The sequence below is a fragment of the Proteus sp. G2609 genome, from assembly GCF_963896135.1.
GTDB lineage: Bacteria > Pseudomonadota > Gammaproteobacteria > Enterobacterales > Enterobacteriaceae > Proteus > Proteus mirabilis.
In genome coordinates this window covers 60,612-86,031 of the sequence record NZ_CAWQNB010000004.1, presented here as the reverse complement: position 1 = coordinate 86,031, position 25,420 = coordinate 60,612, and the positions used below count along the sequence as shown (strand labels likewise).

The window sequence follows — 25,420 nt, the reverse complement described above, 5'->3', positions numbered from 1 at the left end:
TTATTTCCTTTTACTTTTTAAACGCTGAACAACGCTTTTTATATCTTTTACTTCACCGGCTTCAACTTGTTGCTGACCTAACGCCAATATTTTAAGTAAGGCTAATGTTTCCTGTGTCTCTTCATAAGAGGTAATATCCTGAATAACCGCTTTTGCTTCGCCATTTTGAGTAATAATCATCGGTGCACCAGATTCAGTGAGTTTAGTCATCACTTCGGCGACATTAGCTTTTAAATAACTAATTGGTTTGATTTGTTCTGAGTAACGCATATCTACCTCAATCAATAAGACTAAATTAAGTCTAAAAAAAGTCTAATCTGAGTGTGAAGAGATAAAAGCTAAAATGCAATATAGAAAACCTTTAGCGAAAACCGCTTAATGAACAGTCCAACTCTATGAGGTCACTTCAACAGGGCGGGGAGCAGTCACGCATAAGCAACAATACAAAGCGTTATTTTGTTTAATAACACCCAAATAAAGCTATTGCATTCTAAAAGTCACAAGGGCATAACTATGGACAGGAAATAGCAATACTTGTATAAAATATAACCAAAAAATCTTTATTTTCTCTCTCACTTTTTAAAAATGAGTCTACACTGTGGTAGGTGCAGATCAGCGATTGTAGCTAATACACTTAAAGCGAGTGACCCATTGCAGTGCAGAAAAAGGGAAATCGATAACAGCAAGAAAGATCAAGCTATTTTTTTGTGATCTATCTTTGATCTTTGCTTGCATTTCTATTTAGCCAGCACTAGAATGTGCGCCTTTCCTCGTTTAGGGGGGAGCTAAACCTCAGATCAATTTTTGTTGTTTAGGTTTTTATTCTGTTAAATATACTTTGAAGAGTATTTTTTATGAAGAAAAGTATTTTTATGACTTTTCTTTGGAAAAAAGAGCCCGAGTTCCACTTATCTTAATATTCTTATCGAAATAAATTATCCACAATAAGATGCTCATAATCCTTGCATCTAGCACTAATTTATTTTTTTACTGCACAGAGTTATCCACAGGCTGCTATCATTGAGTCATTAGCATATTATGCTAGTGAGTTAAATATTGCTTTTATCTATCCAATTGATAAGTAAGTTTATTTTTATTTTTTTTAATTTGTGCCACACTTCGCTTGAATTTTTTCTTCATATTGATAGACAAAGAGTTTTTATTTTATTCACAGGTGAAATTATCTCATCTTATGAGTATGCGTATCATGTTAAAAACTAAGCATCACGAGGTAGGCCCTTAGTTATTGCCCTTACTAGACGTTTTTGTTGTGAAGTCTGTATTTTTAGTGTTTTTTCTTCTCTTTTGGCTTTCTGTTGGGCGATAGCCCAGTGCAAATGTTCATCTAAAACCTCCCCTAAACCAAAGCGCTCTTGCAAGGCCAGTACAATTTTGTCCTGATAAGGGGCATTGCCTAACGCAACACTAATATTTCTTAGCCAACGTAAATAGCCAATTCGTCGGATCGGTGAACCTTCTGTAATACGCAGAAATTTTTCTTCACTCCATTGGAATAGATCCAGCAATTCTGGTGTATGTAAGGCACGGCGCGGAGAAAAATCATCTTCCTCTGTGAGCGAAGAAAAACGATTCCATGGGCAAATTAATTGGCAATCATCACAACCATAGATACGATTGCCCATCAAAGGGCGAAATTCTTCAGGAATAGCGCCTTCAAGTTCAATCGTTAGGTAAGAAATACAGCGACGAGCATCAATGGTGTAAGGCTCTACGATGGCGCCTGTTGGGCAAGTGGTCATGCAAGCTACACATTTACCGCATTGCTCTTCAACGGGAGAATCAATAGGCAAAGGTAAATTAATTAATAATTCACCGAGAAAAAACCAAGAGCCAGCCTGATTATTGATAACAAGTGAGTGTTTACCAACCCACCCAAGGCCAGCTTTCACGGCCAATGGTCGTTCCATTATCGGCGCTGAATCAACAAAAGGACGAAAATTAACAATACCTTGATATTCAAACTGTTGGCAATATTGCGTAATTTTTTCACCTAATTTTTTAAGGCGTTGTCTTAATACTTTGTGATAATCTCTACCCAATGCATAACGGCTAATATAGCCTTGCTCTGGATTATTAAGGGTACGAGCAAAAGCGGCATCTGTTGGTAAATAGTTCATTCTGACGCTGATCACACGCAATGTGCCCGGCACCAATTCATGGGGTCTTGCTCGAGTCATGCCATATTTAGCCATCCATGCCATTTCACCATGATACTGTTTATCTAACCAAGCTTGTAAACGAGGCTCTTCGAGCGATAAATCAGTATCGCAAATTCCTGTTTGTTGGAATCCTAATTCAGTTCCCCAACGTTTTATATTTTGAGCAAGGTGATGAAGATCGAGTGATGACATGAGCAACCGAAATAATAGCTAATAGGTGAGTCCTAAGAGTGCGCAGTGTATCATAGTGCAACGATAGGAAAAATCCTCGTAAGAAATAGATTTATGGTATGGTTATTTGAAATTGATTCTGATAATAATTTACTTTAAGTGAATATAAAAATGGTCTGTTTGCATGTGCTCTAACATGCTATTAACTAAGTCGTTATTACCTAACAATAGATTGTATGAATATGAAAGAATGGGTTGTTACATTAGAAGATGAAGCTGCAACAGTAAAACTAGGGCATTCAGTCGCAATGGCGACAAATAACCAAGGGCTTATTATTTATTTATTTGGTGATCTAGGGGCCGGGAAAACCACCTTTAGCCGCGGATTTTTACAAGCTTTAGGTCATCAAGGTCATGTTAAAAGTCCAACATATACCTTGGTAGAGCCTTATATGCTGACACCACGCCCAGTCTATCATTTCGATCTTTATCGCTTAGCTTCAGCGGAAGAGTTAGAATTTATGGGGATACGTGACTATTTTGCACAAGATCCACTGTGTCTCATTGAATGGCCTTCTCAAGGGGAAGGGTTTATACCTAATGCGGATTTAGAGCTTCATTTAAGCTATGAAAATGAAGGTCGTAAAGCCCATTTTATTGCCCTTTCACAGAGAGGGAATGCTGTTTTATCCCGTATTCAGTCTGCATAAAGGAATATTGATTATGTCGAGTCTCATCACTATTGTGAGCCAATGTCAGCGTTATATTGCCACCTTTTTGTTGGTTGTTCTGTCACTTTTTGTGGTGCAAATAGCACAAGCCGCTACGGTAACAGAAGTGAAGGCCGAAAATGGGGATGTGGCTACAACACTTACATTTTCGTTTAGTGGTGGGAAACCAAGCTATAGATATTACTCACTGAAAAATCCAGATAGGTTAGTGATGGATTTTAAGCAAGGTAGCCAAATAACGGGTTTACCTGTGACATTAAATCGTCAGCAATTAGCACAGAAAATTCGCACGACACAATCAAAAGATAGCCAATATCAAAGTATGGTGGTAGAGCTTGCCAAACCAGTGGTGGTGACGGAGCGCTTGTTAAATAGCAATGGTGAATATAAGTTAGTACTTACTATCAAACCTATTAATGCTCGACAAAATAACAATACATCAACGACGGTCAGTGTAGTGGCGTTATCAGCAAACAAAGCCACAAATACGGTGGCTAATCAACAGATGGCGCCTTTAGTGAGTACACCTAAGCAACCCGTTGCACCTGTAGTACCAGTAAAGCCTCGCACAACCTCGAATAAGCCCGCGTCGAGCGATCGGCAAATAATTATTGCGATTGACGCAGGGCATGGTGGTCAAGATCCCGGCGCTATTGGGCAAAAAGGTAATCGTGAAAAAGATGTTACCTTAAGAGTGGCAAAAAAATTAGAAGCGATTTTGCGTAATGATCCTATGTTCAAACCCGTTTTAACCCGCAATGGCGACTATTTTATTTCTGTTGCTGGACGCTCTGAAGTGGCCCGTAAGCAAGGTGCCAATATGTTAGTGTCTATTCATGCCGACTCTGCACCTAATCGTAGTGCGCGCGGGGCATCTGTTTGGGTATTGTCAAATCGTCGCGCGAATAGTGAATTAGGTAAATGGCTTGAACAAAGCGAAAAACAATCAGAGCTTCTCGGTGGCGCTGGTGATGCACTCGCAGAAGGGGTTGATCCCTATTTAAGCCAAGCAGTATTAGATTTACAATTTGGTAATTCACAGCGTGTAGGCTATGACGTTGCGGTAGCGGTGTTATCTGAACTTAGAAAAGTAGGATCATTACATAAAAAAACACCAGAGCACGCCAGCTTAGGGGTTTTACGTTCACCTGATATTCCGTCTATTTTGGTCGAAACAGGTTTTATTAGTCATGCCGCTGAGGAACAATTGCTGATTTCAGATGCTTACCAAGAGAAATTAGCCGCTTCAATCTATGCCGGATTAAAAAATTACTTTCTCGCTCATCCCTTACAGAATGGGCCAAAATAAAGATAAACGTGGGATAAGGTAATGGCGATTAATTTATTACCTCCTCAGTTAGCAAATCAGATTGCAGCAGGGGAAGTCGTTGAAAGACCCGCTTCTGTTGTTAAAGAGTTACTTGAAAACAGCTTAGATGCGGGTGCGACAACAATTGATATCGATATCGATAAAGGTGGCGCTAAGCTAATTCGTATCCGCGATAATGGATGCGGCATTTCTCGTGATGATTTGAAGTTAGCACTTGCTCGCCATGCAACAAGCAAAATATCGACACTGGATGATCTTGAAGCCATTATGAGCATGGGGTTTCGTGGTGAAGCCTTAGCCAGTATCAGCTCTGTATCACGTTTAACCTTAACATCTCGTACCGCATCTCAGGAGGAGGCTTGGCAAGCCTACGCCGAAGGGCGTGATATGACAGTGGCAGTCAAGCCAGCAGCACATCCGGTGGGGAGCACAGTTGAAGTGCTCGATCTTTTTTATAACACTCCTGCAAGACGTAAATTTTTACGTACCGAAAAAACAGAGTTTGGTCATATAGATGAAGTAGTACGTCGTATAGCCTTATCCCGCTTTGATGTGTCAATTAATTTAACCCACAACGGTAAGCGGGTGCGTCAATATCGCGCTGCGAAAGAAACTCATCAGCATCATCGTCGTTTAAGTGCTATCTGTGGTAATCATTTTGTTGATCAAGCAATGCAACTGACGTGGGAGCATGGTGATCTGGCAATAAAAGGCTGGGTAGAGCATCCTTTAGCTCCAGTGCAAAGCAGTGAAATACAGTACTGTTATGTCAATGGGCGCATGATGCGCGATAGATTGATTAACCATGCTATTCGTCAAGCATATGAAGGTTATTTGCAAGGTGAGCAGCAACCTTCTTATGTGCTTTATTTAACCGTCGACCCTCATCAAGTGGATGTCAATGTACATCCTGCCAAACATGAAGTGCGTTTTCACGAATCGCGCTTAGTACACGATTTTATCTATCAAGCTGTCTTGAGTGTGTTAAGGCAGGTTACAGAAGATACGTTATCTTTAGATGAAGAGGATAATGGGGCTTTAACTGCCACAACATTTCCTGAAAATCGCCAAGTTGCGGGAGAAAATGTTTTTTCGCAGCCTTATCAAGCACCAGTAACCTCATCTACGCAAAAAAAGAGCACGGGAGCTTACCAAGGAAGTGCAGGAAAAGGGTTAACAGATACGCAAAAGAGTCCCCAAAAAACGCTAGATACACGTCAGTTTGGTGAGAGTTATCAACGTACGCAAGGCATGCTTTATCAAAAAATGATGCAAGAAAGTGCGAGCGATGTTGAAAATAAAGAAAAAATACCTCTATTTCCCCCTCGTCCCCCATTGAATTTGGTTGATGTTGGTCATACAACTAATAACAATGAAACAAATGTAATTTCAGTGGTGCCTCGTTCTGTTAATGCCAGCGCAGCGCAAACAGATTATACTTTTGGCCGGGTATTGGCGATTTATCAGCAGAAATATGCGTTAATTGAATCTTCGCAAGGTCTAGGGCTGTTAGCATTGGAAGAAGCTGATTTTCTGTTAAAATGTGCCCAGTTATTGCCAGAAAATGAAAATTTGAAACCCCAACCTTTGCTAGTGCCTTTAAAAGTCACACTCAGTAAAGATGAAATTAATACATTTAAGCAGTTTCAGGCGTTAATCAGTGATTTTGGGATTGTTATTGACATCTCTCATGGTAAAGCGACGATCCATGCGGTCTCGTTGCCGTTGCGACAGCAAAATTTACCTGTATTACTGACAAAGCTATTAGCTTATTTGGCAACAGAAAAATTATGCTCTAAACAACAAATTGGGCATTGGTTAGCAAAACAGTTAAGTCATGAGTCGGGTGTTTGGTCACAGGCTCAGGCAGTAGGATTATTGGCTGATATTGAACGATTATGTCCACAATATGTCAGACAGCCGTCCAAAAACTTATTACAATTAATAGAATTACAACCTGTGGTAGCGGCACTGAATAATGAGCGAAGTAAAAACGCAAATAAAACCTAAAGCAATCTTTCTGATGGGGCCAACAGCCTCTGGTAAAACCGCATTAGCCATTGCGCTAAGACAAAAACTGCCCGTTGATCTTATTAGTGTTGATTCTGCTCTTATTTATCGTGGTATGGATATTGGTACTGCGAAACCGGATGAGACAGAGCAGTCGCTTGCACCACATCGTTTAATTGATATTCTAGATCCCGCATTACCTTATTCTGCCGCAGACTTTCGTAAAGATGCGTTAAAAGCAATGGAAGAAATTACGGCTGCAGGACGAATTCCACTATTAGTGGGCGGGACTATGCTATATTTTAAAGCGTTATTAGAAGGCTTATCGCCTTTACCCAGTGCTAATCCAGAAATTCGTGCTGAAATCGAAAAAAAAGCAGCCGAACAAGGGTGGGAGGCAATTCATCAAGAGCTAGCATCCGTCGATCCCGTTGCGGCCAAACGGATCCATCCTAATGATCCTCAACGCCTTTCTCGTGCACTGGAAGTTTACCTGATTTCAGGTAAATCGATGACAGAATTAACTCAAATATCAGGCGAAGCATTGCCTTATGATGTTTATCAGTTTGCGATTGCTCCGAAAGATAGAAATGTACTTCATCAACGCATTGAAGCACGTTTTAAACAGATGTTAACGTGTGGCTTTGAAGATGAAGTAAAATCATTATACCAACGGGGCGATCTGCATGAAGATTTACCTTCTATACGTTGTGTCGGCTATCGCCAGATGTGGTCATATTTATCCGGCGAAATCGACTATGATGAGATGGTTTATCGAGGGATCTGCGCTACCCGGCAATTAGCGAAGCGACAAATCACTTGGTTAAGAGGTTGGCATGATGTTCATTGGTTAGATAGTGAAGATTTTGAACAGTCTCTTAACACTGTTTTGCAGGTAGTTAGTGCATAGATGGTAGGTTTGTGTAAAATTGATAGTTGCTAAAGTGCAATTTTTGAGTAGTTCATTTTTTCGAACCATTAGGTTCTAGTATAAAACAACAAAATAAGGAAAACATAGAATGGCTAAGGGGCAATCTTTGCAAGATCCTTTTCTGAACGCATTACGTCGTGAAAGGGTCCCTGTTTCAATCTATTTGGTAAACGGCATTAAATTACAGGGTCAGATCGAATCTTTTGACCAATTTGTTATTCTGCTGAAAAACACTGTTAGTCAGATGGTATACAAACATGCTATCTCTACCGTAGTACCTTCTCGTCCTGTTTCTCATCATAGCAATACAGGTACCAACCAAGCGGGTACAAACTACAGTGGCGGTAACGCGACTCAGCAGGATGATGTTGCAGAATAATTATCAAATATTATTCTTAATATAATAAAAACATAGGTAGGGAGACTTTACCTATGTTTTTCCTGTTTTTATAAAGTCCATGAGGTTTCGCCTTTGTTTGATCGTTATGAAGGTGGCGAATTAGCCGTTTTAGTGCACGTTTTCTTTTCGCAAGAAAAGGATATTGATGACTTGCAAGAGTTTGAATCTTTGGTGACATCTGCCGGTGTAAAACCAGTTCAAATTATTACAGGGAGCCGTAGAGCGCCTCACTCCAAATATTATGTGGGAGAAGGTAAAGCGGAAGAAATCGCAGAAGCAGTAAAAGCGAGTGGTGCAGATGTGGTGTTATTTAATCACGCACTCTCACCGGCACAAGAACGAAATCTGGAAAGACTTTGTGAATGTCGTGTAGTTGATCGCACGGGAGTTATCCTCGATATTTTTGCTCAACGAGCAAGAACTCACGAAGGAAAGCTACAGGTAGAACTCGCTCAGTTACGTCATTTATCAACCCGTTTAGTTCGAGGGTGGACACACTTAGAACGACAAAAAGGGGGGATTGGATTACGTGGCCCTGGCGAAACACAGCTTGAAACGGACCGACGTTTGCTCAGAGGCAAAATTAGTCAAATTCTAATGCGTCTAGGCAAAGTTGAACGTCAGCGTGAACAAGGACGACAAGCGCGAAGTAAAGCTGATATTCCAACGTTATCTCTGGTGGGTTACACCAATGCGGGTAAGTCGAGTTTATTCAATCGTATAACCTGTGCTGATGTGTATGCTGCTGATCAGTTGTTTGCGACACTGGATCCTACCTTAAGACGAATTCAGGTCGATGATGTTGGTACCGTGGTGTTAGCTGATACGGTTGGTTTTATCCGACATCTACCTCATGATCTGGTGGCGGCATTTAAGGCAACGCTACAAGAAACACGTGAAGCGACATTGCTTCTTCATGTTATTGATGCCGCTGATAGCCGTTTTGAAGAGAACATTCATGCAGTTGAAAATGTATTAGAAGAGATTGATGCTCACGAGATACCGACACTGTATGTGATGAATAAAATTGATCTTCTTGAGGACTTCACCCCAAGAATTGATCGAAATGAAGATAATTTACCTGTTAGGGTTTGGGTTTCTGCACAAACAGGTGAAGGTATTCCTCTGTTATATCAGGCGTTGACAGAGCGCCTTTCAGGTGAGATCGCACACGTTGAATTGCGTTTACCGCCAGAAGAAGCAGGGCGATTACGTAGCCGTTTTTATCAATTACAGGCTATTGAGCGTGAATGGATTGAAAAAGACGGTAAAGTTGGGCTAATCACCCGAATGCCTATGGTAGACTGGCATCGACTTTGCAAGCAGGAGCCTACTTTATTGGATTACGTGGTCTGATAATTGGCCATACTAAAGAACATTAACTGAGAGCTGGCGATGAAATCGGCTCTTAAGCCTGATAAATCTAATCATAATAATGGAGCTAGAACATGGCGTGGAATCAGCCCGGTAACAACGGACAAGACCGCGACCCGTGGGGGAACCGAAACGGCGGTAATAATAACGGCGACGGGAACTCTAACGGTAATCAAGGAGGTCGGGATCGTAAAGCATCAGATCTCGATGATTTGTTCCGGAAACTGAGTGCAAAACTTGGCGGTTTCGGTGGTAAAAAAGGAGGAAACTCCTCTTCTGGGCAAAATGGCGGACCTCGTGGTAATGCTGGAAACGTATTAGTTTCTCTTGCATTAGGTGCAGTGGTTGTCGTTTGGGCTGCCAGTGGTTTTTATACCATTAAAGAAGCCGAACAAGGTGTTGTGACTCGTTTCGGTAAATTTTACCAAATCGTCGAGCCTGGTTTAAACTGGAAACCGACTTTCATTGATGAAGTTCAGCCTGTCAACGTAAAAACCATCCGTGATTTAACTACGGGTGGCATGATGTTGACATCAGATGAAAACATGGTTCAAGTTGAGATAAACGTTCAATATGTTGTCTCAGATCCAGAAGCATTTCTCTTTAATGTCACAACGCCAATGAATAGCCTAGGACAAGCGACAGACAGTGCCGTCCGTGGTGTCATTGGTCGTTCAGAAATGGAAAAGATCCTGACATCGAACCGTTCAGAAATTCGTGATCAAACTCGTCAAGAATTAGAAGAGACGATCCGCCCTTATAAAATGGGGATCTCCATTGTGGACGTCAACTTCCAAGTTGCTCGCCCACCAGAAGCGGTAAAAGCGGCATTCGATGACGTAATTGCGGCACGAGAAGAAGAGCAGAAAACCATTCGTCAGGCTGAGGCTTATAAAAACGAAGTGTTACCATTAGCGAAAGGTAACGCACAACGTATGATTGAAGAAGCAACCGCTTATAAAACGAGTGTGGTGATGAAAGCAGAAGGTGAGGTGGCGAGTTTCGCCAAAATCTTACCTGAATATCGCGCAGCACCGGAAATTACTCGTGAGCGTCTGTATATTGAAACAATGGAAAAAGTGTTGTCGAAAACACGTAAAGTCATTGCCAATGACAAAGGTAACAGTATGTTGGTTCTGCCTTTAGAGCAAATGTTACGCCAGCAACCAAAAGCGCCAACGTCATTTAATAGTGTCACAGAGGCACCTGCGCGTATTTCAACCCCTACGCCAAGTACCAACACAACACCTACTCAGAAACCAGCAACAACTTATGGTAACGGTGGATATGGTAGCAATAATAGTGGTGGTTATGGTCAGCCTTATGGCTCTAATCAAGGAGGACAATAATCATGCGTAAAGTTATCGCTGTTGTTGCAGTTATTATTTTAGCGTTGTTGTACTCCTCAGTATTTGTCGTGCAACAATATGAACGCGGTATTATTTTACGTTTCTCGAAAGTGGTACGTGATGGTGAAAATAAACCGGTCGTTTATGAACCGGGTATTCACTTTAAAATTCCATTTATTGAGAATGTGAAAAAACTGGATGCGCGTATCCAAACGATGAATATCCAGCAAGATCGCTTCTTATCAGGTGAGAACAAAGACTTGTTAGTTGACTCTTATCTGAAATGGCGTATCAGTGATTTTAGTACTTACTACCTAGCTACTGGTGGTGGTAATACGATGCAAGCAGAAACCTTATTGCGTCGTAAATTTAGTGACCGTTTACGCTCTGAAATTGGTCGTATGAGTGTAAACCAAATTATCACTGATTCACGTGGTCGTTTAACCATTGATGTACGTAATGCGTTGAATGAAGGTACACCTTCTCGCGATAAAAGCGATGCAGATGATGCTATTGCTATTGCTGCGAAGAAAGTGGCAGAAGAGACCAAAGGTAAAGCCCCTGCTATCAATATGAACAGTATGGCGGCATTAGGTATTGAAGTGATTGATGTTCGTATCAAACAAATCAACTTACCAATGGAAGTTTCTGAAGCCATTTATCAACGTATGCGTGCAGAGCGTGAAGCGGTTGCTCGTCGTCACCGTTCACAAGGTCAAGAAGAAGCGGTGAAAATCCGTGCTGCGGCAGATAAAACAGTGACAGAAACCTTAGCTGAATCGGAGCGTGAATCGTTACGTATTCGAGGTGAAGGGGATGCGCAAGCAACTAAACTATTTGCTGATGCATTCAGTCAAGATCCTGACTTCTATGCGTTTATCCGTAGCTTACGTGCTTATGAGAATAGCTTTAATAAAGACGGTAATGACGTCATGGTGTTAAGTCCAGATAGCGATTTCTTACGCTATATGAAAGCACCAACTAAAGCGAGAGCGATTGAAGAGTAATCGTCATCGTTCAAGAAAATAAATAATCATCCCCTAAGATAAAACTTAGGGGATTTTTTTAGCTTTTAATCAAGCAGATAGAATTAAAACGAATAAAGAAAATCATTTTTTATTATTGAATGAAACGAAAAATCGCTCGCAACCATTTCCAAATTGCCTTTAGCTGAGATAGTATAAAGTGAAAATTGCATTTCAAGATAAACCTTCGGCAATCCCGAGGCGTCTTCTTAGCCATTTTCACTTTTATGTCACTCTGCTTCCTGTTTTTGCGATCAAAACTGTTGATAAAAATCACAAATATCTTGTGATGTGGTTTTTTCGGGCAAAAATATTGACAATGGCAAGATAATCTATTGCTTAAAAGCGGGGATGGCATAATTAGATAAAATCTACTGTAACTCTTGAATTGAGATGGTAGAATCCTTTTTTAAGCAACCGAGTGTATTTTGAAATGAGTAATAACGTTGTCGTATTAGGCACCCAATGGGGTGACGAAGGCAAAGGCAAGATCGTCGACTTGCTGACAGAACGCGCTAAGTATGTTGTTCGTTACCAAGGCGGACATAACGCAGGTCACACCCTAGTCATTGACGGTGAAAAAACCGTTCTCCACTTAATCCCATCAGGCATTCTTCGTGAAAATGTTGTCAGCATCATCGCAAACGGTGTCGTATTATCGCCAGAAGCACTGATGAAAGAAATGACACAGCTCGAAGAGCGTGGTATTCCTGTTCGTTCACGTCTACTGCTGTCAGAAGCTTGCCCATTAATTCTGCCTTATCACATTGCATTAGATAACGCCCGTGAAAAGGCGCGTGGTGAGAAAGCGATTGGTACTACGGGTCGTGGTATTGGTCCTGCTTATGAAGATAAAGTCGCACGCCGTGGTTTACGTGTTGGTGATCTATTTGATAAAAAAGCATTCGCTCAGAAGCTTAAAGAGATCATCGAATACCATAATTTCCAACTGGTTAATTATTACAAAGTTGAGCCTGTTGATTACCAAAAAACCTTAGACGATATCATGGCGATCGCTGATATCTTAACTGGGATGGTTGTTGACGTTTCTGACTTACTTTACAAAGCAACACAAAAAGGTGAGTTAGTGATGTTTGAAGGGGCGCAAGGTACTCTATTAGATATCGATCACGGTACTTATCCGTATGTCACCTCTTCAAATACCACCGCAGGTGGTGTTGCAACAGGTTCCGGCTTAGGTCCTCGTTATGTTGGTTATGTATTAGGTATCATTAAAGCCTATTCTACCCGTGTTGGTGCAGGTCCATTCCCTACAGAATTATTTGACGAAACGGGCGATTTCCTACGTGAAAAAGGCCAAGAGTTCGGTGCAACAACAGGTCGTAGTCGCCGTACTGGTTGGTTAGATATTATTGCTATCCGCCGTGCTGTTCAAATCAACTCATTGTCAGGCTTCTGCATGACCAAACTTGATGTCTTAGATGGTCTGAAAGAAGTTAAAGTGTGTGTAGGTTATCGCTTACCAAATGGCGAAGTGATTGAAACTACACCATTAGCAGCAGATGATTGGGAAGGTATTGAGCCTATTTATGAATCTATGCCTGGCTGGAACGAAAGCACTTTCGGCGTTAAAGATAAAGCACAGTTACCACAAGCTGCGTTAAATTATATTAAACGCGTTGAAGAGTTAACTGGTGTGCCTGTTGATATTGTTTCTACAGGTCCAGATCGTTCAGAAACGATTATTCTCCGTCATCCATTTGATGCATAATTTATTGTATTAATTGGTTTGATGTGAAAATCGTCCCTGAAAATGACAGGGGCGATTTTTTCGTATCTGTAACAAAGCCGAACTGAGTCACTATGTTGATTAGCAATAAAACGAAAAACTCTTTCCCGCTCGGTTGCGTTTTTGTTTTAGGGCTATGGTCAGAAGTGAAATAAGATAACGTTATTTTGTTGTCAACTAAGAGAAGCGATCTGTTGAAAAGCGACAGGATCGCTTTTTCTTTGCCTGTGATATCGCTATTATTTTAATGGTTGTGGTGAGTAAGCCTAAAAGCGCGGACTTTTGAGTATATCTTTGCTAAATGTCCAAAAATTAAACATAATATTGCTTAATAAAATGATATTCTCATTACTCATTATTTATCCTTTAACTTCTTTAACTGGGAGTTTTACTTTTCAGAGGTCATTGTGCAATTAACCAGTTTTACAGATTATGGATTGCGGGCGTTGATATATATGGCTTCATTGCCAGAAGGCAAAATGACGAGCATCACCGAAGTGACGCAGGTCTATGGTGTGTCACGTAATCATATGGTTAAGATTATTAATCAGCTAAGTCATATGGGATTTGTCGAAGCGATACGTGGAAAAAATGGTGGTATACGCTTAGGTAAACCTGCCGCTGATATTATTGTCGGCGAGGTCGTTCGTGCTTTAGAGCCGCTTTCACTGGTTAACTGTAGTGCTGAGTTTTGTCATATCACCCCAGCTTGTCGATTAAAACTTGTATTAAATCAAGCGATAGAACAGTTTTTGAAAGAGCTAGACCGTCATACACTGGCTGAATTGGTAGAAAACAACAGCCCCTTATATAAATTGTTATTAGAAGATGTTTGAGTCGACAATTTCATCATTCTGATAGCTTGGAGGTCATAATGTCCAAAGATCCTTTTCAGGATAGAGAAGCCGAAAAATACGCCTCTCCAATTGCTAGTCGTGAATTTATTTTAGAAGAAATGAAGAAACGCCCGGCCCCGATGAGCCGTGAAGATATCGCGCAGGCATTGAAAATTTCAGGTGAAGAAAATCTGGAAGCATTACGTCGTCGTTTACGGGCTATGGAACGAGATGGTCAGTTAGTTTTTACTCGACGTCAGTGTTATGCCTTACCTGAACGCCTCGATCTTTGGAAAGGTAAAGTTATCGGTCACCGTGACGGCTATGGTTTTTTACGTGCGGAAGGCCAAAAGGATGATCTCTATCTTTCACAAGATGAAATGAAAAAAACCATGCATGGTGATGTGATTTTAGCGCAACCCCTAGGCATGGATAGAAAAGGGCGTCGAGAAGGTCGCGTCGTTCGTGTTCTTGAACCCAGAAACAGCCAAATTGTTGGGCGCTATTTTATTGAGTCAGGTATGGGATTTGTGGTACCTGACGATAGCCGTTTAAGTTTTGATATTCTTATCCCTAAAGAAGATATCATGGGCGCACGTATGGGGAATGTGGTGGTGGTTGAAGTTACCACAAGACCAACACGGCGTACTCAAGCGGTAGGACGCATTGTTGAAATTTTAGGTGAAACTATGGGGACGGGAATTGCGGTAGAAATTGCACTACGCACCCATGAAATTCCTCATACTTGGCCACCTAAAGTAGAAAAAGAAATCGCTGATTTAAAAGAGGATGTGCCAGAGTCAGCGAAACAAGGTCGCGTTGATTTGCGTGATCTCCCTTTAATTACCATTGATGGTGAAGATGCGCGAGACTTTGATGATGCCGTTTATTGCCAGCGTAAAAAAGGCGGGGGCTGGCGTTTATGGGTGGCAATTGCAGATGTGAGCTATTATGTACGCCCTCAAACTGCATTAGACACAGAAGCGCGTAGCCGAGGCAATTCGGTCTATTTTCCTTCTCAAGTTGTCCCTATGCTGCCAGAAGTACTGTCGAATGGATTATGTTCATTAAATCCACAAGTCGACCGTTTATGTATGGTTTGTGAAATGACCGTTTCTGAGCAGGGGCGCCTTTCATCTTATAAATTCTATGAAGCCGTAATGAGCTCTCATGCGCGAATGACTTACACCAAAGTATGGAAAATCATTCAAGGTGATGAAGAGTTACGTGAGCACTACCAACCGATCGTAAAAGATATTGAGCACCTTTATGAGCTATACCAAGCCCTCGATAAGGCGCGTGAACAGCGTGGTGCCATTGGTTTTGAATCGGAAGAAGCGAAATTTATTTTCAATGCAGAACGTCGTATCGATCGTATCGAACCGGTTGTACGTAATGATGCACATAAATTAATTGAAGAGTGCATGATTTTAGCCAATATTGCGGCGGCGCGTTTTGTTGAGAAAAATGAAGAGCCTGCGTTATATCGTGTGCATGATAAACCCAAAGAAGAGAGCGTAATGAATTTACGTTCGGTATTTAATGAACTGGGTTTAACGTTACCGGGAGGATTAACACCGGAGCCAGGCGATTATGCACGAGTCATGAAAGAAGTCGAAGAGCGTCCAGATCACGAAATGCTACAAACCATGGTATTGCGCTCCATGAAACAGGCGATTTACGATCCTGAAAATCGAGGTCACTTTGGTTTAGCATTAAAATCTTATGCTCACTTTACTTCACCCATCCGTCGTTATCCTGACTTAGCATTACATCGTGCTATTAAATACCAGATAGCGAAACAGCAAGGCCATGGCTCACAGCGCTGGACACCAACGGGTGGCTATCATAGTGATATGGATACCATGCTTCAGTTAGGGGAACACTGCTCTTTAACTGAACGTCGGGCGGATGAAGCAACCCGTGATGTGGCTGATTGGCTGAAATGTGATTTCATGCTTGATCAAATAGGTCAGCAATTTACCGGTATTATTACCAGTGTCACTGGTTTCGGTTTCTTTGTGCGCTTAAACGATCTATTTATTGATGGTCTTGTTCATGTATCCACATTAAATAATGATTACTATCAATTTGATAATGTTGGACAGCGTTTAATTGGTGAGTCATCCGGTCAGGTGTATCGTCTGGGTGATGAAGTTGAAGTGAAAGTTGAAGCGGTCAGTATGGATGAACGTACTATTGACTTCTCATTGATTTCAACAACACGTAAAGCACGTAACCCCGGGAAAACAGCACGTGTTCGTGCGTTAAAAGGGGGAAAAGACAAGAAAAATGCGAGCAGTAGTAAGTCTCGTCGTCGTGATGCCAGCAAAGACAAAAACTTTGAACCTGATAGTGCCTTTAGGAAAGGTAAATCAAGTAAAGAAAAACAGAGTAAAGATAAAGTCATTAAAGAGAAAATTGCGAAGGACAAGGCGAGTACTAAACGTAAAAAAGCCTCTGCACAAACCAAAAAGATAGAGGCGAAATTAAAAGCCAAACGTGCGGCGAAACGCACTAAAGCGTAGTTATACAACGAAGTCATTCACTGTTTGACTCCTATTAAAAAGGCGGATTTTCCGCCTTTTATCTGTTATTGTGCCTTTTATTTTTTAACGAGTAACAACCGCTATGAGCGAAGATATTATTTATGGTATTCACGCAGTAAAAGCACTGCTTGAGCGTGATCCGACACGTTTTAAAGAAGTTTATGTGTTAAAAGGACGCGAAGATCGTCGTTTAATGCCGGTGATCCATGCGCTGGAAGAACAAGGGATCTTAGTTCAAGTTGCTAATCGTCAATGGTTAGATAATCAAACTGAAGGTGCGGTTCACCAAGGGATAATTGCTAAGGTAAAACCTAGTCGTCAGTACCAAGAACAAAATTTACCGGACTTATTAGCTGAAGTAGGTACACCTTTTCTATTAGTGTTAGATGGTGTGACTGATCCACACAACTTAGGGGCATGCTTACGTAGTGCTGATGCGGCGGGTGTTCACGCAGTCATTGTACCAAAAGATCGCTCAGCTCAATTAAATGCCACGGCGAAAAAAGTCGCTTGTGGTGCTGCAGAAAGCGTACCTTTGATCCGTGTAACCAATCTGGCACGTACTTTACGCTTACTACAAGAAGAGAACATCTGGATTGTTGGCACCGCGGGGGAAGCGGATCATACATTATATCAAAGCAAACTCACAGGGCCTTTAGCTTTGGTTATGGGGGCTGAAGGTGAGGGAATGCGCCGTTTAACCCGCGAACATTGTGATGAGTTAATCAGTATTCCTATGGCAGGCTCAGTCTCTTCATTAAATGTCTCCGTGGCAACCGGAGTTTGTTTATTTGAAGCAATGCGTCAGCGTATTTCTGTAAAATAACACTGCGCGTATTTTATTCTCTTCCTCCCTTGAGTTTTATTGCGTGGGGGGGTATAGTTACGCGTCAATTTTTTCAGTCACACTTAAACAAGTTCCTTGCCTCCATGGGTGGTGACTGACCCTGACAGGAGGCTGATAAATCCGTAAGGAGCAATATCAAATGCGTCATTACGAAATCGTTTTTATGGTTCACCCAGACCAGAGCGAACAAGTTCCTGGTATGATCGAACGTTATAAAACCGCTATCACTAATGCTAATGGTCAGATCCACCGTCTCGAAGACTGGGGTCGTCGTCAACTGGCTTATCCAATCAACAAACTGCACAAAGCACACTACGTTCTGATGAACGTTGAAGCTCCGCAAGAAGTGATTGATGAACTGGAAACTACTTTCCGCTTCAATGATGCCGTGCTCCGCAACATGATCATGCGTACTAAACACGCAGTGACTGAAGCTTCACCAATGGTTAAAGCAAAAGACGAACGTCGTCGCGATGTTGCTGAAGATCTTGATGAAGAAGAAGTTGATGATGTAGCAGAGGATTCTGAAGAGTAATTAGTGTTGTGACGGCTAATCGATTAGTGCTAACAGGCACTGTGTGCAAAGCATTGATACGAAAAGTTAGCCCTGCTGGGATCCCGCATTGCCAATTTGTGATTGAACATCGTTCAACACAAGAAGAAGCGGGATTAAAAAGACAATCATGGTGCAGAATGCCCATTATTGCCAGTGGGAAAGCGTTACAAACTGATACTCACAGTATAACGGTCGGTAGCAAAGTTACCGTTTCAGGATTCATTAGTAGCCATCAGGCGAGAAATGGATTGTTTAAACTGGTATTGCATGCCGAACAGATTGAATTGATAGATTCTGGAGACTAGCCATATGGCACGTTATTTCCGTCGTCGTAAGTTCTGCCGTTTCACAGCGGAAGGCGTACAAGAGATTGATTATAAAGACATCGCTACGCTGAAAAACTATATCACTGAAAGTGGTAAAATTGTACCAAGCCGTATCACCGGTACTCGTGCAAAATACCAGCGTCAGCTGGCTCGTGCTATCAAGCGCGCGCGCTACCTGTCTTTATTACCTTATACTGATCGTCATCAGTAATAGGTATTATATAGTCCATTAATGACTTGTAGAGGATAAGGTAATGCAAATTATTCTGCTTGATAAAGTAGCGAATCTGGGTAGCCTGGGTGATCAGGTTAACGTAAAATCGGGCTATGCTCGTAACTATTTAATCCCACAGGGTAAAGCTGTTTCTGCGACTAAGAAAAACATCGAGTTTTTCGAAGCGCGTCGTGCTGAGTTAGAAGCTAAATTAGCTGAAACTTTAGCTGCAGCTGAAGCTCGTGCAGCGAAAATCACTGCACTGGGATCTGTCACTATCAGCTCTAAAGCGGGTGACGAAGGTAAACTGTTTGGTTCAATCGGTACACGTGACATCGCTGATGCAGTAACTGCAGCTGGCGTTGAAATTTGTAAGAGCGAAGTTCGCCTGCCAAACGGCGTTCTGCGTACAACTGGTGACCACGAAGTTCACTTCCAAGTTCACAGTGACGTATTCGCTGAACTGAATGTAATCATCGTTGCTGAATAATCATTAGATTAAACAGTTATGTTGATAGAAAAACGCCAGCTTAGCTGGCGTTTTTTATATAGGTTATTTGCTCTATTTCTCCACACCGCTTGTTGACACTATGGCGTACGATAATAACTACCATCACTTAGCCGAGTGAAGGTAATAATAGTACCGGTATTGTCAGTCACTTCAAGCATACTCACTTCACCTTGTGAACCTCGTTGTAAACGAATGGTTTGTCCGGCGCGTAACTGGCTTAACGGCTTTTGTGGGCCTTCTGATTTCGCCATAGTAAACGCATCATTGACAAGCAACTGATTATCTCTAAATAGTTGTGCAAGGGTTTGCCCCTCTTTAATGGTATAAGTTTGCCAATTTTCAGTCGCGGTTGACGGTGTTTGAGGCGTTGTATTTACTGGCGTATTGTCATTGGTATTATTGGCTTCACCTTCTTCTGGTAAGTCTTCTGTCTCTTGCTCAGCATTTAGACTATCTTGTGCTGGTGGTAGTGTATTAGGGACATTTTGTGTTTCATTTGAGACAGAAGGTGCTACAGGCACAGGAAGATCTTGTGTCGAAGATGAGGGTTGAGGTGGGGTGGTATCTTCACTTGTTGGCCAGAAAAAAACGACTAACAAAATAATGGCAATAACAACGATTGCTCGACGATGTAAGCCTGGGAATTTGCCCATATTCACCTCATGATTGAACTGTGAATCACTATCACTAATTGTAACCTCTTTTTTATTTCTTGTTGCCATACTAGCACGAACCATGATCCTTACCTGCTCCCTGAATTCTTTTCAGAATTATCTCTTTAATTTGATTACGTCCTTGAAGGTGTTACCAAAAGCACCCGATGCTTAATCACCTATAGTTGTGCGATTAAGCGAGACAGAAGAATACTGAGTGTTATCTATTCAACGGCATAATGTGGCGAATGTTTAGCATTTATTTGTTTAATAGACTTACTCTGCTTAATCAAATGTTCTATGTTGCCTCACCCCTTGCAACACATAGAGATGCCACTATCACTAATAGGTATATAAAAAAAATGATCAAAAAAACTAGCCATTAAAATAAAAAGGCGCTACATTATCGCAATTCAATATTGTTATATTATAACATCACATAAAGAGGGCGAGTATGAAAGAAAATATTCATCCACAATATCGTACTGTCATTTTCCATGACACTAGCGTAGATGCTTATTTTAAAGTGGGATCAACCATTCAAACTGATAAAACTATTGAGTATGAGGGGCAACGCTATCCTTATGTCACTTTAGATGTCTCTTCTCAGTCTCATCCATTTTATACCGGTAAACAAAAAACACATTCTCAAGAAGGTAATGTGGCACGCTTTAATAAGCGTTTTGGCCGATTTGTTAATTAGGGAAGAAAAAAATGCAAGTATTAAGTTCATTAAAGAGTGCGAAGCTGCGCCACCCTGATTGTAAAGTGGTACGCCGTCGTGGACGTCTGTATGTAATTTGCAAATCAAATCCACGTTTTAAAGCCGTTCAGGGGTAACCTATGCAAAAACCAATCCTTTCTTGTCTTTTGATTATGGGTTTTTTAGGTAGTGCTATGTCTGTTTTGGCACATGGACATCATCATGAAAAAGTACGCACACAAGCACAAATAGATGCTGCGAATGGGATTTTTGAGGACAAGGACGTTCTCAATCGCTCATTAAGCGATTGGGATGGCGTATGGCAATCTGTTGAACCCTATCTGCGTAGTGGCGAATTAGATATCGTTTTGCAAAAGAAAGCGGAGACGAAGCAAGATAAAACAGTAGAACAATATCGAGCTTACTATACACAAGGCTATAAAACCGATGTTGATATGATTGGTATTGAGAATAATATCGTAGAGTTTCATCGTGGTGATAAAGTCGATAGCTGTGAATATCACTATGATGGTTATCGTATTCTACATTATCAATCGGGTAAAAAAGGTGTTCGCTATCTGTTTAGATGTGACGATGCCAACAGCCAAGCTCCACGGTTTATTCAGTTTAGCGATCATATTATTGCACCAGAAAAAGCACAGCATTTTCATCTATATATGGGAAACAGTTCACAAGATGAATTACTTAAAGAGCTAACTAATTGGCCAACTTATTACCCTTATTCAATGAAAGGGGAAGATATTGTTCATGAAATGCTTTATCACTAATTAAAGTGAATAAATAACCTATTGGGCTGACATCAATACCCTTGATATTTATCGAGGGTATTGTTTATTTAATAAAAGATAATGGTTGCAAAAAGCAATCGCGTCCTTGCGATGACTTTTACTGTTAATCAGTGGCCTCGTTTACAGGCCTTGGCAGAGGTATTTCATTTCCATATAGTCCTCAATACCATGCTCAGAGCCTTCACGACCTAAGCCAGACTGCTTTATACCACCGAAAGGAGCCACTTCATTAGAAATTAGACCTGTGTTAATACCGACCATGCCATATTCTAGATTTTCAGCCACACGCCAAATACGTTGTGGATCTTCACTGTAGAAATAAGCGGCTAAGCCATAGATGGTATTATTGGCTAGATGTACTACTTCTTCTTCATTGTCAAAAATGACTAAAGGTGCCACGGGGCCAAAGATCTCTTCTTCAAGAATATGACTATCAGCAGGCACATTACCGACCACAGTAGGCTGAAAGAAATTTTCACCTGATTTATCTCTTTCACCACCACATAGCAGTGTCGCACCGCGTTGTAAGGTATCAGCAAGGAGTGATTGTGATTTTTCTACCGCCTTATGATTAATAAGAGGCCCAATAGTCACGCCTTCGGTAAAGCCATTACCGACTTTTAGTTTTTTAACCTCAGCAACAAAGCGTTCACTAAATTGTTGATATACATCTTTATGGATATAAAAACGATTTGCACACACGCAAGTCTGTCCGGCGTTACGGAATTTCGCCCCCATAGCACCAGCAACCGCTTTCTCAATATCGGCGTCATTAAAAACAATAAATGGCGCATTTCCCCCTAGCTCCAGTGAGACTTTTTTCACACTGTCAGCACATTGGCGCATTAATAAACGGCCAACCCCTGTAGAGCCAGTAAAACTTAATTTGCGCACGCGATTGTCTGATGTGAACACCTCACCGATTTTAACTGCATCACCAGTGACAATATTAATAACACCGGCAGGTATTCCTGCTTGCGCGGCTAATTCAGCTAACGCAAGGGCTGTATAGGGGGTTTCGTTGGCAGGTTTTATCACCATAGTACACCCAGCTGCTAATGCTGGGGCTGCTTTACGGGTGATCATGGCAGCAGGGAAGTTCCAAGGTGTGATAGCCGCACAAACACCAATCCCTTGTTTGATCACCATAAGCCGCTTATCTGATGAAGGGGAGGGGATAATTTCACCGTTGGTTCTTTTACCTTGCTCAGCAAACCACTCAATAAATGAGGCTGCGTAGGTGATTTCGCCTTCAGCTTCGGCCACGGGTTTACCTTGTTCAAACGTCATCAGTTCTGCAAGTTGACGCTTGTTATCCTGTATCAGTTGGAACCAGCGTTGCAGTAAAGTGCTTCTTTGATGTGCGGTTAACGCACGCCATGTCGGTAATGCTTTGGCGGCTGCATCAACAGCCGCTTTGGCTTCTTCTGTTGCCATATTTGGCACAGTACCAATGGGCTGATTTGTTGCAGGATCAATCACTTCAACCGTGTCTTTGCTTTTTGCATCACACCAAATACCGTCAATATATCCTTGTTCACGGAAATAGGGATTGTCAGTTATTTTCACTTCGTACCTCTCTGAACATATATATTGATATTGAGCGCTGGGTTAACAGAGCTACCTTGTCTTTAATTATATGCTTGTGTGAGGGGCTTGTGAAAAAAAGTCTGAAAAATATCGTCAAGAAAGGTCAATATCCATGACAAATAGCGCAAATTTATCGCGTTTTCGACGAATAATCGCGATTAGCCAAGACGGGAGGTTTACGCTCTAGCTTACCACTGTTATTCTTGGCACTAACTTTCATAAAAACAGGTATTTTTTCATGTCAAAACCATCATTTGATTCTATTGAATCGCAGGCAAGTTACGGTATTGGTCTGCAAGTCGGTCAACAACTGACTGAATCAGGTCTCCAAGGATTAGAGCCAGCAGCACTGCTTGCCGGCTTGACTGACGCGTTAGAAGGCAATACTCCTTCTGTACCTGTTGAAACGTTACACAATGCTTTACGTACTATGCATGAGCGTGCTGAAGCAGTTCGTCAAGAGCGTCAAGCAGCACTGGCAGAAGCAGGTAAAGTATTCTTAGCAGAAAATGTAAAAAAAGAAGGCGTGCAGGTTACTGAATCTGGTTTACAGTACAAAGTACTGAAAGCAGGAGATGGCGCTATTCCAGCTCGTACTGATCATGTTCGTGTGCATTATACTGGTCGTTTAATCGATGGTACGGTATTTGATAGCTCAGTACAGCGTGGTCAGCCAGCAGAATTCCCTGTTAATGGGGTGATTGCAGGATGGATTGAAGCATTAACCTTGATGCCAGTAGGCTCTAAATGGGAATTATATATTCCTTACCAATTAGCTTATGGTGAACGTGGTGCGGGGGCGGCTATTCCTCCTTTTGCAACATTAGTTTTCGAAGTAGAACTATTAGAAATTTTATAATTTCTTCTTCTGCAAAAAATAACACTATAGCCGGTTTTTTCCGGCTATTTTTGTCTCTATACTAGAGTAAAGAGAGTGCAAGATAATTGATTTTTATAAGAGTGAGTACCATTCTTATAAAAATAAGTGAGGTGCATTATGTTAGAACAAGTCAGCGAATTAGCCCGCCAAGCGGGTCAGGCGATAATGCAAATTTATCAACAATCAGCGCCAATTGAAGTACAGGAAAAGAGTGACCATTCACCGGTTACTGCAGCAGATTTAGCCGCCCATCAAATTATTAAGCAAGGACTTGCCAGTATTGCGCCAGATATTCCTCAATTATCTGAAGAAGATCCTCCTGCGTGGGAAGAACGTCGCCATTGGCAACGTTATTGGCTGATTGATCCCCTCGATGGTACCAAAGAGTTTATCAATAAAAATGGTGAGTTTACGGTTAATATTGCGTTGATTGAACAGGGTGTGCCGGTATTAGGTGTTGTGTATGCACCAGTACAAAATATTCTCTACTCAGCAGCCAATAAACAGGCATGGAAAGAAACCTGTGGTCAGCGTTTACCAATAAAAGTCAGCCGTGCTGAACCCCCCGTGATTGTTATTAGTCGTTCTCATCAAGATGATGAATTAAAAGAATATTTATCGCAATTGGGTGAGCACCAAACGGTGGCTGTTGGATCTTCATTAAAATTTTGTCTAGTGGCAGAAGGAAAAGCTCAGCTTTATCCGCGTTTTGGACCTACTCATACATGGGATACTGCAGCAGGACACGCTATTGCGATAGCCGCAGGGGCACATGTTACCGATTGGAAAGGGGTGACACTTGATTATTCACCGAGAGAATCACTGATAAATCCTGGTTTTAGAGTTTCTATTTTCTAATGATAACGAGAGCAGAGCCCTTAAGTTTAAAGGGCTCCGATACAGATGATTTAAATACTATTCTTTAATTAAGTCATTGATAAGGTTAATGGCGGAAGTTATTTCTGCACCACTTAATACACCTTCTTTGACAAAACGAACTTTTCCTTGTTTATCCAGCACAATAATTGCTGAACTCTCTTTTTCTAGTCCCCAACCTTTTTGCGCTACACCATCAGCATCAACAATAAATTGTGACCAAGGAAACTCTTTTTTACTGTCTTCAACACTACCGCGAACAAAAGGCCCAGTACCAAAGATAGCATCATCAGTATTGATGATAGTGGTTGTCTGATAACTATTTTGTGGAAATTTGGCTTGTTTGATGGCTTCAATCAGTGGCGCATTCATCTCTTTAGCCTTACTACGCCCAGCGATATGTTGAATTGTGCGTACTTTGCCACTAAGTAGTCCGCTATTCCAATTTTGATAGCTAAATTTATCTTTGGCACCATCATAAAGAAGCTCCCCTTTGTCACTCACAGAGATCGCCGGTAGTAGGGCATCTTCAGTAATATTATGGGCAAATACCCATGTAGATGTGCTAAGCAAAAGTGCAGCCAAGGTTATTTTGTGCATCGTTATTGTCCTATTATTAAATTCGACTTTATCGGCTATTTAAGCATAGAGGCTAAAAAAGAATAATACCTCATTGTTGATACATTTTTTTAACATATAGGGTGTAAGATAAAGTATTCACAGTCTCGACTTATCTTCTTTACTGTCAATAAGTGTAAAAATAGATAAGAAATTTAAATAAATGGAACCTAGTACTTATAATTAGGTCTTTAAATTTGG

26 protein-coding genes are annotated in these 25,420 nt (G+C 41.3%); 21 read left to right on the top strand and 5 right to left on the bottom strand.

The window, feature by feature from the left end:
* Window positions 1-270 (bottom strand): type II toxin-antitoxin system Phd/YefM family antitoxin, encoded by a 270-nt coding sequence (locus AACV01_RS01645; RefSeq protein WP_004246304.1) that lies wholly within the window; start codon window positions 268-270, stop codon window positions 1-3.
* Window positions 271-1,217: 947 nt separating this feature from the next.
* Window positions 1,218-2,372: a tRNA epoxyqueuosine(34) reductase QueG gene (gene queG, locus AACV01_RS01640; RefSeq protein WP_004246297.1), complete on the bottom strand. Its 1,155-nt coding sequence runs from the start codon at window positions 2,370-2,372 to the stop codon at window positions 1,218-1,220.
* A gap of 221 nt (window positions 2,373-2,593) precedes the next feature.
* On the opposite strand from queG, the gene tsaE reads away from it, so the two are divergent.
* The 16 genes from tsaE (at window position 2,594) to rplI (ending at window position 19,069) form a co-directional block, all read left to right on the top strand.
* Complete coding sequence (gene tsaE, locus AACV01_RS01635; RefSeq protein WP_004249636.1) at window positions 2,594-3,061, top strand: tRNA (adenosine(37)-N6)-threonylcarbamoyltransferase complex ATPase subunit type 1 TsaE; 468 nt, start codon at window positions 2,594-2,596, stop codon at window positions 3,059-3,061.
* 13 nt (window positions 3,062-3,074) lie between these two features.
* Entirely contained in the window at window positions 3,075-4,391 is a 1,317-nt protein-coding gene (locus tag AACV01_RS01630) for an N-acetylmuramoyl-L-alanine amidase (protein ID WP_004253037.1), read from the top strand.
* A 21-nt stretch (window positions 4,392-4,412) separates the two neighbouring features.
* The gene (gene mutL, locus AACV01_RS01625; RefSeq protein WP_004253034.1) at window positions 4,413-6,422 is read left to right on the top strand and encodes a DNA mismatch repair endonuclease MutL; all 2,010 of its coding nucleotides are present in this window, start codon (window positions 4,413-4,415) and stop codon (window positions 6,420-6,422) included.
* Window positions 6,391-7,332, top strand: coding sequence for a tRNA (adenosine(37)-N6)-dimethylallyltransferase MiaA (gene miaA / locus AACV01_RS01620; RefSeq protein ID WP_004246293.1), 942 nt, complete (start codon window positions 6,391-6,393; stop codon window positions 7,330-7,332). Before mutL ends, miaA begins: the two co-directional genes overlap by 32 nt.
* Before the next feature lie 109 nt (window positions 7,333-7,441).
* Window positions 7,442-7,732, top strand: coding sequence for an RNA chaperone Hfq (gene hfq / locus AACV01_RS01615; protein ID WP_004246291.1), 291 nt, complete (start codon window positions 7,442-7,444; stop codon window positions 7,730-7,732).
* A 93-nt stretch (window positions 7,733-7,825) separates the two neighbouring features.
* Window positions 7,826-9,109, top strand: coding sequence for a ribosome rescue GTPase HflX (gene hflX / locus AACV01_RS01610; protein WP_004246290.1), 1,284 nt, complete (start codon window positions 7,826-7,828; stop codon window positions 9,107-9,109).
* 92 nt (window positions 9,110-9,201) lie between these two features.
* Window positions 9,202-10,476 carry an FtsH protease activity modulator HflK gene (hflK, locus tag AACV01_RS01605; RefSeq protein WP_004246289.1) on the top strand — a complete coding sequence of 425 codons (1,275 nt, stop codon included), beginning with the start codon at window positions 9,202-9,204 and terminating at the stop codon, window positions 10,474-10,476.
* Between the two features lie 2 nt (window positions 10,477-10,478).
* Window positions 10,479-11,483, top strand: coding sequence for a protease modulator HflC (gene hflC, locus AACV01_RS01600; protein WP_004246288.1), 1,005 nt, complete (start codon window positions 10,479-10,481; stop codon window positions 11,481-11,483).
* Between the two features lie 451 nt (window positions 11,484-11,934).
* Window positions 11,935-13,233, top strand: coding sequence for an adenylosuccinate synthase (locus AACV01_RS01595; protein ID WP_004249629.1), 1,299 nt, complete (start codon window positions 11,935-11,937; stop codon window positions 13,231-13,233).
* Window positions 13,234-13,658: 425 nt separating this feature from the next.
* A complete protein-coding gene (gene nsrR / locus AACV01_RS01590) occupies window positions 13,659-14,087 on the top strand; it encodes a nitric oxide-sensing transcriptional repressor NsrR (protein ID WP_004249627.1) in 429 nt (142 codons plus the stop codon).
* A gap of 38 nt (window positions 14,088-14,125) precedes the next feature.
* Entirely contained in the window at window positions 14,126-16,615 is a 2,490-nt protein-coding gene (gene rnr, locus AACV01_RS01585) for a ribonuclease R (RefSeq protein WP_004246285.1), read from the top strand.
* Window positions 16,616-16,730: 115 nt separating this feature from the next.
* Complete coding sequence (gene rlmB, locus AACV01_RS01580) at window positions 16,731-17,462, top strand: 23S rRNA (guanosine(2251)-2'-O)-methyltransferase RlmB (RefSeq protein WP_196559170.1); 732 nt, start codon at window positions 16,731-16,733, stop codon at window positions 17,460-17,462.
* Window positions 17,463-17,622: 160 nt separating this feature from the next.
* A complete protein-coding gene (rpsF, locus tag AACV01_RS01575) occupies window positions 17,623-18,018 on the top strand; it encodes a 30S ribosomal protein S6 (RefSeq protein ID WP_004246283.1) in 396 nt (131 codons plus the stop codon).
* 8 nt (window positions 18,019-18,026) lie between these two features.
* Window positions 18,027-18,344, top strand: coding sequence for a primosomal replication protein N (gene priB / locus AACV01_RS01570; RefSeq protein ID WP_004246282.1), 318 nt, complete (start codon window positions 18,027-18,029; stop codon window positions 18,342-18,344).
* Window positions 18,345-18,348: 4 nt separating this feature from the next.
* A complete protein-coding gene (gene rpsR, locus AACV01_RS01565; RefSeq protein WP_000135199.1) occupies window positions 18,349-18,576 on the top strand; it encodes a 30S ribosomal protein S18 in 228 nt (75 codons plus the stop codon).
* Window positions 18,577-18,619: 43 nt separating this feature from the next.
* The gene (gene rplI, locus AACV01_RS01560; RefSeq protein ID WP_004246281.1) at window positions 18,620-19,069 is read left to right on the top strand and encodes a 50S ribosomal protein L9; all 450 of its coding nucleotides are present in this window, start codon (window positions 18,620-18,622) and stop codon (window positions 19,067-19,069) included.
* A 98-nt stretch (window positions 19,070-19,167) separates the two neighbouring features.
* Here the strand turns inward: rplI and AACV01_RS01555 are convergent, their stop codons facing one another.
* Window positions 19,168-19,827, bottom strand: a complete 660-nt coding sequence (locus AACV01_RS01555; protein WP_161682331.1) for an OapA family protein — start codon at window positions 19,825-19,827, stop codon at window positions 19,168-19,170.
* A 370-nt stretch (window positions 19,828-20,197) separates the two neighbouring features.
* Here AACV01_RS01555 and AACV01_RS01550 point away from each other — a divergent pair, with 370 nt between their 5' ends.
* From AACV01_RS01550 to zinT, 3 genes are read left to right on the top strand one after another with little or no spacing between them, the layout of a single operon-like run.
* Complete coding sequence (locus AACV01_RS01550) at window positions 20,198-20,446, top strand: type B 50S ribosomal protein L31 (protein WP_004246279.1); 249 nt, start codon at window positions 20,198-20,200, stop codon at window positions 20,444-20,446.
* An 11-nt stretch (window positions 20,447-20,457) separates the two neighbouring features.
* On the top strand, window positions 20,458-20,583 hold the full coding sequence (gene ykgO, locus AACV01_RS01545; protein WP_004246277.1) for a type B 50S ribosomal protein L36: 126 nt from the start codon (window positions 20,458-20,460) through the stop codon (window positions 20,581-20,583).
* Window positions 20,584-20,586: 3 nt separating this feature from the next.
* Window positions 20,587-21,234 carry a metal-binding protein ZinT gene (gene zinT, locus AACV01_RS01540; protein WP_004246276.1) on the top strand — a complete coding sequence of 216 codons (648 nt, stop codon included), beginning with the start codon at window positions 20,587-20,589 and terminating at the stop codon, window positions 21,232-21,234.
* Between the two features lie 141 nt (window positions 21,235-21,375).
* Here the strand turns inward: zinT and AACV01_RS01535 are convergent, their stop codons facing one another.
* Entirely contained in the window at window positions 21,376-22,824 is a 1,449-nt protein-coding gene (locus AACV01_RS01535; RefSeq protein WP_020946620.1) for an NAD-dependent succinate-semialdehyde dehydrogenase, read from the bottom strand.
* Window positions 22,825-23,083: 259 nt separating this feature from the next.
* Here AACV01_RS01535 and AACV01_RS01530 point away from each other — a divergent pair, with 259 nt between their 5' ends.
* Complete coding sequence (locus tag AACV01_RS01530; protein ID WP_004246273.1) at window positions 23,084-23,704, top strand: peptidylprolyl isomerase; 621 nt, start codon at window positions 23,084-23,086, stop codon at window positions 23,702-23,704.
* 138 nt (window positions 23,705-23,842) lie between these two features.
* Window positions 23,843-24,583, top strand: a complete 741-nt coding sequence (cysQ, locus tag AACV01_RS01525) for a 3'(2'),5'-bisphosphate nucleotidase CysQ (protein WP_004246272.1) — start codon at window positions 23,843-23,845, stop codon at window positions 24,581-24,583.
* A gap of 57 nt (window positions 24,584-24,640) precedes the next feature.
* Here the strand turns inward: cysQ and AACV01_RS01520 are convergent, their stop codons facing one another.
* The gene (locus AACV01_RS01520; RefSeq protein ID WP_004253029.1) at window positions 24,641-25,201 is read right to left on the bottom strand and encodes a YtfJ family protein; all 561 of its coding nucleotides are present in this window, start codon (window positions 25,199-25,201) and stop codon (window positions 24,641-24,643) included.
* Window positions 25,202-25,420: the final 219 nt, after the last annotated feature.

What these genes read in the sequence shown, in the direction of transcription:
- AACV01_RS01645 (WP_004246304.1), bottom strand. Translation starts at nt 270, where the DNA reads ATGCGTTACTCAGAACAAATCAAACCAATTAGTTATTTAAAAGCTAAT.
- queG (WP_004246297.1), bottom strand. Translation starts at nt 2,372, where the DNA reads ATGTCATCACTCGATCTTCATCACCTTGCTCAAAATATAAAACGTTGG.
- tsaE (WP_004249636.1), top strand. Translation starts at nt 2,594, where the DNA reads ATGAAAGAATGGGTTGTTACATTAGAAGATGAAGCTGCAACAGTAAAA.
- AACV01_RS01630 (WP_004253037.1), top strand. Translation starts at nt 3,075, where the DNA reads ATGTCGAGTCTCATCACTATTGTGAGCCAATGTCAGCGTTATATTGCC.
- mutL (WP_004253034.1), top strand. Translation starts at nt 4,413, where the DNA reads ATGGCGATTAATTTATTACCTCCTCAGTTAGCAAATCAGATTGCAGCA.
- miaA (WP_004246293.1), top strand. Translation starts at nt 6,391, where the DNA reads ATGAGCGAAGTAAAAACGCAAATAAAACCTAAAGCAATCTTTCTGATG.
- hfq (WP_004246291.1), top strand. Translation starts at nt 7,442, where the DNA reads ATGGCTAAGGGGCAATCTTTGCAAGATCCTTTTCTGAACGCATTACGT.
- hflK (WP_004246289.1), top strand. Translation starts at nt 9,202, where the DNA reads ATGGCGTGGAATCAGCCCGGTAACAACGGACAAGACCGCGACCCGTGG.
- hflC (WP_004246288.1), top strand. Translation starts at nt 10,479, where the DNA reads ATGCGTAAAGTTATCGCTGTTGTTGCAGTTATTATTTTAGCGTTGTTG.
- AACV01_RS01595 (WP_004249629.1), top strand. Translation starts at nt 11,935, where the DNA reads ATGAGTAATAACGTTGTCGTATTAGGCACCCAATGGGGTGACGAAGGC.
- rnr (WP_004246285.1), top strand. Translation starts at nt 14,126, where the DNA reads ATGTCCAAAGATCCTTTTCAGGATAGAGAAGCCGAAAAATACGCCTCT.
- rpsF (WP_004246283.1), top strand. Translation starts at nt 17,623, where the DNA reads ATGCGTCATTACGAAATCGTTTTTATGGTTCACCCAGACCAGAGCGAA.
- rpsR (WP_000135199.1), top strand. Translation starts at nt 18,349, where the DNA reads ATGGCACGTTATTTCCGTCGTCGTAAGTTCTGCCGTTTCACAGCGGAA.
- rplI (WP_004246281.1), top strand. Translation starts at nt 18,620, where the DNA reads ATGCAAATTATTCTGCTTGATAAAGTAGCGAATCTGGGTAGCCTGGGT.
- AACV01_RS01555 (WP_161682331.1), bottom strand. Translation starts at nt 19,827, where the DNA reads ATGGTTCGTGCTAGTATGGCAACAAGAAATAAAAAAGAGGTTACAATT.
- AACV01_RS01550 (WP_004246279.1), top strand. Translation starts at nt 20,198, where the DNA reads ATGAAAGAAAATATTCATCCACAATATCGTACTGTCATTTTCCATGAC.
- ykgO (WP_004246277.1), top strand. Translation starts at nt 20,458, where the DNA reads ATGCAAGTATTAAGTTCATTAAAGAGTGCGAAGCTGCGCCACCCTGAT.
- zinT (WP_004246276.1), top strand. Translation starts at nt 20,587, where the DNA reads ATGCAAAAACCAATCCTTTCTTGTCTTTTGATTATGGGTTTTTTAGGT.
- AACV01_RS01530 (WP_004246273.1), top strand. Translation starts at nt 23,084, where the DNA reads ATGTCAAAACCATCATTTGATTCTATTGAATCGCAGGCAAGTTACGGT.
- cysQ (WP_004246272.1), top strand. Translation starts at nt 23,843, where the DNA reads ATGTTAGAACAAGTCAGCGAATTAGCCCGCCAAGCGGGTCAGGCGATA.
- AACV01_RS01520 (WP_004253029.1), bottom strand. Translation starts at nt 25,201, where the DNA reads ATGCACAAAATAACCTTGGCTGCACTTTTGCTTAGCACATCTACATGG.